The organism is Neisseria sp. (assembly GCF_030530745.1).
In the GTDB taxonomy this organism is placed as follows: domain Bacteria; phylum Pseudomonadota; class Gammaproteobacteria; order Burkholderiales; family Neisseriaceae; genus Neisseria.
This window is the reverse complement of the sequence record NZ_JAUMUI010000048.1, coordinates 1-7,317: the sequence shown is the minus strand read 5'-3', so window position 1 is coordinate 7,317 and position 7,317 is coordinate 1. Positions and strand designations below refer to the sequence as shown.

The following is a 7,317-nucleotide window of genomic DNA, read 5'->3' as shown; positions in this document are numbered from 1 at the left end:
TCGGCATATCAGAAGCTTATCATGAAATTTGATGATTTTGCTTCCTAAGCCCCTACTATTTTGCAGCATTCTTTATATCTGCGTGAAGAAATATTGCCATACTGGGAAGATGAAGATGGTAAAAAAAAATAGTTCATAGATTGGGCATTTATGTCTGACAAAAAGTAAATAACACAACCATGTCGGGCATAAATGCCCGACCTACAAAATGATTCAAATATAAAATCAAAAATAAATAACGGGAAAACAAAATGTAATACCGACGATTTTACCGACAAGGTTCGCTCTATTTTTTCACGGTGGTCACTTACCAACGCCGCCCGATATTGACCAACCCCGATGTAATGCCGGTTTTAAAAACGGCATTGAAAACGGTGCGGCAAAAATACCCGTTTAAAACCGAAGCCTTGGTTATTTTGCCCACCTGCACACCATTTGGCAAATGCCTGAAAACGATGCTGATTTTTCAACGCGCTGGAACCAAATCAAGCGTTATGTCAGCCATCATTGCAAGCATTATGACAACATGGAGAAAACCGCAAACGAAGTCAAAAAACGCCAAAGCAGCATTTGGCAACAACGCTTCTGGGAGCATTGCATACGAAATGATGAAGATTTTGCCAATTGTATGGATTACATTCATTTCAACCCGGTGAAACACGGTTATGTGCAGGCGGCAAAAGATTGGCCGTTTTCCACTTTTCACAAATATGTGAAACAAGGCATTTACCCCGAAAATTGGGGCGGAGTTAACCAAGATTTTGATTACGAGTAGGTCGGGCATTGATGCCCGACTCAAACCAAGAAACAACCCAAAATGTCGGGCATAAATGCCCGACCTACCAATCCGTTATGCAAAACATGAAAAGCAATACAAATATGCCGTCTGAACCCCTTTCAGACGGCCTGAAAACACCAACCAAACCACGCTACCGCCTGACCAAACTCGGCGAACAAATGGCTCGGCTGCCCATCGATCCGAAAATCGCGCGCATTTTGTTGGCGGCGAAAAAACACGACTGCATGGCGGAAATATTGGTGATTGCCTCCGCCCTTTCCGTTCAAGACCCGCGCGAGCGGCCGCTCGAGGCGCGCGAAGCCGCTGCCAAGGCGCACGAGCGGTTTACCGACAAGCAGTCCGACTTTCTGGCCTATCTGAATATTTGGGACAGCTTCCAGCGCGAGCGCGACAAAGGCTTGTCGAACAAACAGCTGGTGCAGTGGTGCCGCCAGTATTTCCTGTCGCACCTGCGGATGCGCGAATGGCGTGAGCTGCACAGGCAGTTGGCTGAAACCGTCATTGAAATGGGTTTGGCCTCGCGCGAGAAGGCGTTCAGACGGCCGCCCGTGCAAGCGCAGTTAAGGCCGTCTGAACAGGCAGGCAACCAAGATTTATCTGCCAAACTCAAACAAAAACAACTGGATAAAAAACAGCACCGCGCCCAAATCCGTGCCGCCAAAGAAGCGGGCTACGAACAAATCCACCGCGCCCTGCTCACCGGCCTGATCGCCAACGTGGGCATGAAATCGCCCGACGGCCGCGACTACACCGGCGCGCGCGGTTCGCACTTTCATTTATTCCCTGCTTCCGCGCTGTTCAAATCCAAGCCCAAATGGGTGATGGCCGCCGAACTCACCGAAACCACGCGGCTGTATGCCCGCGATGTGGCGGCCATCCAGCCCGAATGGATCGAGCAGGAAGCGCCGCATTTGGTGAAATACCATTATTTCGAGCCGCATTGGGAGCAGAAACGCGGCGAAGTGGTGGCCAGCGAACGGGTAACCCTTTATGGTTTAACGGTTTTGCCGCGCCGCCCCGTCGCCTATGGCCGCGTCGCGCCCGAAGAAGCGCGCGAAATCTTTATCCGCAGCGCGCTGGTGGCGCAGGAATGCGATTTGAAAGCCGATTTCTTTGTCCACAATAAAAAGCTGATCCGCGAAATCGCCGAGCTGGAACACAAATCGCGCAAGCAGGATGTGTTGGTGGACGAAGAAGCGCTGTTTGATTTTTACCATCAACGGCTGCCTGAAATGTATACGCCGTCTGAAAACAATGTAGGTCGGGCATTCATGCCCGACACCGCCAACACAAGCGCACAGACCCCGTCGGGCATGAATGCCCGACCTACGGTTTCAGACGGCCTGAACCGACAATGCCTGTCTGAAACCCCCAAACCCCTCGCCGACATCCGCACCTTCCAAAGCTGGTTGAAACAAGCCGAGCAGGAAAACCCGCGCCTGTTGTTTCTCAGCAAAGAAGACCTGATGCAGCACGCCGCCGCGCACATCACCGAAGAACAATTTCCCAAATTCTACAAAACAGCCGACGGCAAATTCAAACTGACCTACCGCTTCGAGCCGCACCACCCGCTCGACGGCGTAACCCTCACCGTACCGCTTACCGTGCTCAACCGTCTCTCCGCCCCCGCGCTTGAATGGCTGGTGCCCGGTATGTTGCGGGAAAAACTGCAACTGCTGATCAAAGCCCTGCCCAAACAAATCCGCCGCATCTGCGTGCCTGTGCCCGAATTCATCACCAAATTTTTAGAAAGCAACCCCAACCGCCAAGAGCCGGTTATCCCCCAGCTTGCCCGCTTTATCGCCAAAACCGCCGGCGATATGCGCCTGCTCGAACAAATCAATCTTGACGACTGGCAAGCGTTCAAACTGCCCGAACACTGCTATTTCAACCTGCGCATTATCGACGACGGCGGGCAGGAGCTGGCTGTCGGGCGCAACCTGGCCGGGCTGCAACAAGAACTCGGCCAAGCCGCCGCCGTAACCTTCCGCGACAACACCCAAGAATTCGAGCGCGACAACGTAACGGCGTGGGACATCGGCACCCTGCCCGAATCCATCAAATTCGCCCGCGGCAAACAGCAGCTCACGGGCTTTTTGGGTTTGCAAAAAGAAAAAAACGGCAACATCGCCCTGCGCCTGTTTGACACAGCCGAAGCCGCCCAAGCCGCCCACCGCCAAGGCGTCATCTCCCTGATGCAGCGCCAGCTCAAAGAGCAGATGAAAGACCTCAACAAAGGCATCCAAGGCTTTACCCAAGCCGCCATGCTGCTCAAGCACATCAGTGCCGACACCCTGCGCGACGACCTCACCGCCGCCGTCTGCGACCGCGCCTTTATCGGCGACGACGAGTTGCCGCGCAGCGAAAAAGCCTTTAAAGAACAAATCAAACGCGCCAAGAGCCGCCTGCCCGCCGTAAAAGAAGCCGTGAGCCGCTACCTGCAAGACACCGCCGCCGCCTACGCCGAACTCAACGCCAAACTCGGCAACGGCAAACACCCGCTCGCTGCCCTCTTGCGCAGCCGCATGCAAAACCTGCTGGCCGCCGGTTTCGCCCAACGCACACCCTGGAGCCAATGGCCGCGCCTGCCCGTTTACCTCAAAGCCATGACCCTGCGCATGGAAAAATACAGCGGCAACCCCGCCCGCGATGCTGCACGCGAAGCCGATATTCAGGCGCTGGAACAGATGTGGGAAGAAAAAGCCGGCAGCCTGAAAAAACAAAACCAAACCCTTTCAGGCGGCCTGAAAGCATTTAAATGGCAATTGGAAGAATTAAGGGTGTCGCTGTTTGCGCAAGAACTGAAAACACCCTATCCGGTGTCGGTGAAGAGGTTGGTAAGAGAGTGGGAAAGTTTGAATGAAATATGACTTTGAGCGTGAAAGACTTGCGGTTCTACCCGATAAAGCCGGATGTCGCCGTCGCAAACAGCATAACTTCAACCGGTAAGGATTTTTATATGACACACCAAAACCTGTTCCAACCCTACACCTTAAACAACGGTGTACAAATCAAAAACCGCCTCGTCGTCGCGCCGATGACCCATCTAGCCTCCGACGACAACGGCCAAATCACCGCCGACGAGCGGCGCTTTCTGAACGACCGCTTTGAAGGCTTCGGCCTGTTCGTGTCGGCGGCCACGCTGGTGGACGGCGGCAAAGCCTTTTACGGCCAGCCTGAAGCCGTCGGCGAAGAAGACCTGACCGACGCGCAAATCCGCCACATCATCGCAGGCTGCCGCTGATCGGCGTGGGCAACCTCTACACCGCCGAACAGGCGGCAAAAGCCTTGGCCACCGGCTGGGCAGAATTTATCGCCTTGGGCAAAACCCTGCTGGTGAACCCCAACTGGGCACAATTGGCGGAGCAGGGGCGAGATAGCGAAATCCAAACCGAAATCGACCCCGCACGTGCCGACGAATACCGCCTGCCGGAACGCATGCTCGTCATGAGCCTGCAGGGCGGTCTCGCCTGGCTGCCGCCGGTGAAAGGGAAAAAGCGGCAGATATTGGATATTTGATTGGAAATAAGGCCGTCTGAAAATCATCTTTCAGGCTGCCTTTTCGCCGGACGGAAAAAGGTTTCCGTTTTTAACCGCCGACACAGAAAGAGGAAAAAGCATGCTCCATATCCGCCCCTTAGCCTCCGAAAACCGCAGCTGGTTTATCACAACCTTACAGCACGCCTTCCGTCAGGCGGTGCAAGATTCGCTGCAGGCGGGCGAAGAAATCATCAGCCGCGAAGAAATCGAATCATCCATGCGGGGCGAAAACGCCGAAAGCCTGCTGATTGAAGCCGACGGTAAACCGGTCGGCGGGGCAGTGGTCAAAACCGATCCGCTCACACAGCGCAACGAGCTGGAACTGTTCTTCATTTCCGCCGCCGAACACGGCAAAGGCATCGGACAACAGGCGTGGAAGCTGATTGAACAACGCTACCCGCAAACCAAGGTTTGGGAAACCCACACCCCCTATTTTGAAAAACGCAATATTTACTTTTACCTGAAATGCGGCTTTAAAATCGTGGAATTCTACCGCGACCGGCACCCGAACAAAGAAACCGAACCGCCCGCGCACGACGCGCTGTCAGATGAAATGTTCCGCTTTGAAAAAGAGATGGAAAACGGGCGGGCGGATTAGAAAAATACCCGAAAACGGTTTTTGTTTTCGGGTGTGTTTTTTTCAGGCGGCCTGAAAATGGCAGAGAACTAAACCATCGCCTCTTCCCAAGCACCCTTGGTGTCCACGCCTGCTTCTGTTGCCAGGCGTTCCAGCTCGGCGATTTCACCGGCTGTGAGGGTGAGCGTTGCCGCTTTTGCCGCGTCGGTGATGTGGTGCGGTTTGGTTGCCCCCAAAATCGGCAGCGTGCCTTTGGCAATGGCATAAGCCACGGCAATTTGTGCCACGCTTGCGTTTTGTTTTTCGCCGATTTCACGCATTTTGTCGGTGAGTTTCACCAGTTGCGGCAGCACTTTGTTGTAGGTTTCGCCGCGTCCCGAACCTGCGGGCATCGGGTTTTCGGGGCTGTATCTGCCGCTTAACGCCCCCTGCTCCAAGGTCATATAGGCAAAAAATGTGATGCCGTTTTGTTTGCAGTAATCCAAAATCCCCGCCTCTTCCGACGAGCGGTACAGCAGGCTGAAATGGTTTTGTACGGCGTCGATTTTGAAGCCTTCTGCGTTTAAAATTTCGTTGGCACGCTTGATTTGTGCCAAATTATGGTTGGACACGCCCACCGCTTTCACTTTGCCCGCGTTGAGCAACGGAATCAGCCCCGCCACCCAGCGTTCGGACTCGATCGGGTTGTGAATCCAGTAAATATCGATGTAGTCGGTGTTGAAACGCTTGGCACTGGCGTCAAACATTTTTTCTACCGAATTGTCGTACATCTCCGCCAATTGCGGGGTGAATTTCGTGGAAATCACGACATCTTCACGTTTGTACGGTGCCGTCAGTTCGCCCAAAATCTCTTCGGACGCCCCCAATCCGTAGGCGGTGGCGGTGTCGAAGGCATTCAAGCCGTGCTGCATCGCAAGGGCGAACACTTCTTTTAATTCGTCCGCCGTTACCGCCTGACCGAACACCTGATCGCCGCCGTACATTCCCGCACCCCAAGACCAGGTGCCGAGCATAATTTTCGGTAAGTTTTTCATTTTTCGCTCCTTATAAATTACGAGTGTAATACCGACATCGCGTCTTTAAATTCACGCACTTCATAGTCGGCAAGTTCGGGGTAATAAACGTCTTCCGCCAAAATGGCGTCCAGCTCCGCACGGTTTTCGGTTCGGGCGATAATCACGCCTGCGTGTTCTTGGTCAAGGTAAGGCCCTAAAATCAAAAATTTGCCTGCCTGAAAATATTTGACGAACCAAGTACGGTGTTCGGCGAACATGGCGTCTGCCCGTTCGGCGGGGATGTTGCTTTGCTTTAATGCGATGTTGATGATGTACATATTTTGCTCCTTATAAGGCTTTGATTTTGTTGATGACTTTTCGGGCATATTCCGCCGCCATGGCTTTTTGCCCGGCGGTTTTGGCTTCGTCCCGCCCCACATAGCTCACGCCGTTCAAGTATTCCACGCCTTGAAAATCCAGCCCGCACAGCGTCGCCGTGGTTTCAAACTGGGCGAAATAATCCGCCATCTCGTGCTTGAAAAAGCCGTCTTTTCGGTAAACCTCTGCCGGCGCACCCGTGGTGATCGACACCAGCAGTTTTTTGCCGGCGATTTTGGCAGTAGAACCGTGGGCGAAACCGTGATGGAACACGTCGTCCAGCCATTTTTTCATCAGTGCCGGCATGGCATACCAATAAAACGGAAACTGCCACACCATCACGTCGGCGTTTAATACCGCTTGTTGTTCCGCCTTGATGTCAAATGCATAGTTTTGATGCAACCCGTCCAGTTTGCGGATTTCCGCCTTCGGCAAACCTTGTTCAAACTCGCCCATAATGGTTGCCGTCGCCACCGAATTTTTAAGGTTCGGATGTCCTGAAATGATTAAAACATTGCTCATGCTGTTTTCCTTTGTTGATTGAAAGTGTGGGTATTTTATAAAGCATGATTGCAGATGATAATACGGGTAATCTATAATTGATTATTTGATAAAAACGAACAATCGGAGGCAAAAATGAACAGCTCCACCTACAACGCCCTGCAAATCTTCCACGCCATCGCCGCCGAAGGCTCGATTGCCGGGGCGGCAAGGCGGATTAGAGGGTGGTTTTTTCTTCTTCGCTCATAGCGTTTCTTTTATTGGACAAATGCCGTCTGAAAACTATTTTCAGACGGCGTTTTTTATCTTCTAATATTTGAAAGGGGCTTAGGAAGCAAATTTACCCTAACGGCATTTTCCGCAACATCTTCAGCAGTACTTTGTAGAGGTCGTCATGCCTGTGGTTGAAGCGGAATTCCGTTTCCTTCAAGTGTAAATAAAAATGCGCTTTACGTACACCGTTAAATTTAACCAGCCTGAGACCTTTGCAAAAATCCCAAAACTCCTCTAAATTCCCCCTAACGGAT

The 7,317-nt window shown here is 52.6% G+C and carries 5 protein-coding genes and 3 pseudogenes; 4 read left to right on the top strand and 4 right to left on the bottom strand.

The window, feature by feature from the left end; genetic code table 11:
• Positions 1-299: 299 nt before the first annotated feature.
• From Q3970_RS10615 to Q3970_RS10600, 4 genes and pseudogenes are all read left to right on the top strand, one after another.
• A pseudogene (locus tag Q3970_RS10615) lies at positions 300-775 on the top strand (transposase).
• An 86-nt stretch (positions 776-861) separates the two neighbouring features.
• Positions 862-3,669 carry a DUF3418 domain-containing protein gene (locus tag Q3970_RS10610; RefSeq protein ID WP_303100540.1) on the top strand — a complete coding sequence of 936 codons (2,808 nt, stop codon included), beginning with the start codon at positions 862-864 and terminating at the stop codon, positions 3,667-3,669.
• An 89-nt stretch (positions 3,670-3,758) separates the two neighbouring features.
• Positions 3,759-4,318: pseudogene (locus tag Q3970_RS10605) on the top strand (hypothetical protein).
• Positions 4,319-4,418: 100 nt separating this feature from the next.
• Entirely contained in the window at positions 4,419-4,937 is a 519-nt protein-coding gene (locus tag Q3970_RS10600; RefSeq protein ID WP_303100539.1) for a GNAT family N-acetyltransferase, read from the top strand.
• A 68-nt stretch (positions 4,938-5,005) separates the two neighbouring features.
• On the opposite strand, the gene Q3970_RS10595 is transcribed toward Q3970_RS10600, so the two are convergent.
• The 4 genes and pseudogenes from Q3970_RS10595 to Q3970_RS10580 all read right to left on the bottom strand — a co-directional run.
• The gene (locus tag Q3970_RS10595; RefSeq protein ID WP_303100538.1) at positions 5,006-5,950 is read right to left on the bottom strand and encodes an aldo/keto reductase; all 945 of its coding nucleotides are present in this window, start codon (positions 5,948-5,950) and stop codon (positions 5,006-5,008) included.
• Between the two features lie 17 nt (positions 5,951-5,967).
• Positions 5,968-6,249, bottom strand: coding sequence for a YciI family protein (locus tag Q3970_RS10590; protein WP_303100537.1), 282 nt, complete (start codon positions 6,247-6,249; stop codon positions 5,968-5,970).
• Between the two features lie 10 nt (positions 6,250-6,259).
• A complete protein-coding gene (locus tag Q3970_RS10585) occupies positions 6,260-6,811 on the bottom strand; it encodes an NAD(P)H-dependent oxidoreductase (protein WP_303100536.1) in 552 nt (183 codons plus the stop codon).
• Between the two features lie 319 nt (positions 6,812-7,130).
• Positions 7,131-7,317: pseudogene (locus tag Q3970_RS10580) on the bottom strand (hypothetical protein); the annotation flags it as partial.

Excerpts from the sequence above, each read along its gene's own strand:
- Q3970_RS10610 (WP_303100540.1), top strand. The coding sequence starts at position 862 with ATGAAAAGCAATACAAATATGCCGTCTGAACCCCTTTCAGACGGCCTG.
- Q3970_RS10600 (WP_303100539.1), top strand. The coding sequence starts at position 4,419 with ATGCTCCATATCCGCCCCTTAGCCTCCGAAAACCGCAGCTGGTTTATC.
- Q3970_RS10595 (WP_303100538.1), bottom strand. The coding sequence starts at position 5,950 with ATGAAAAACTTACCGAAAATTATGCTCGGCACCTGGTCTTGGGGTGCG.
- Q3970_RS10590 (WP_303100537.1), bottom strand. The coding sequence starts at position 6,249 with ATGTACATCATCAACATCGCATTAAAGCAAAGCAACATCCCCGCCGAA.
- Q3970_RS10585 (WP_303100536.1), bottom strand. The coding sequence starts at position 6,811 with ATGAGCAATGTTTTAATCATTTCAGGACATCCGAACCTTAAAAATTCG.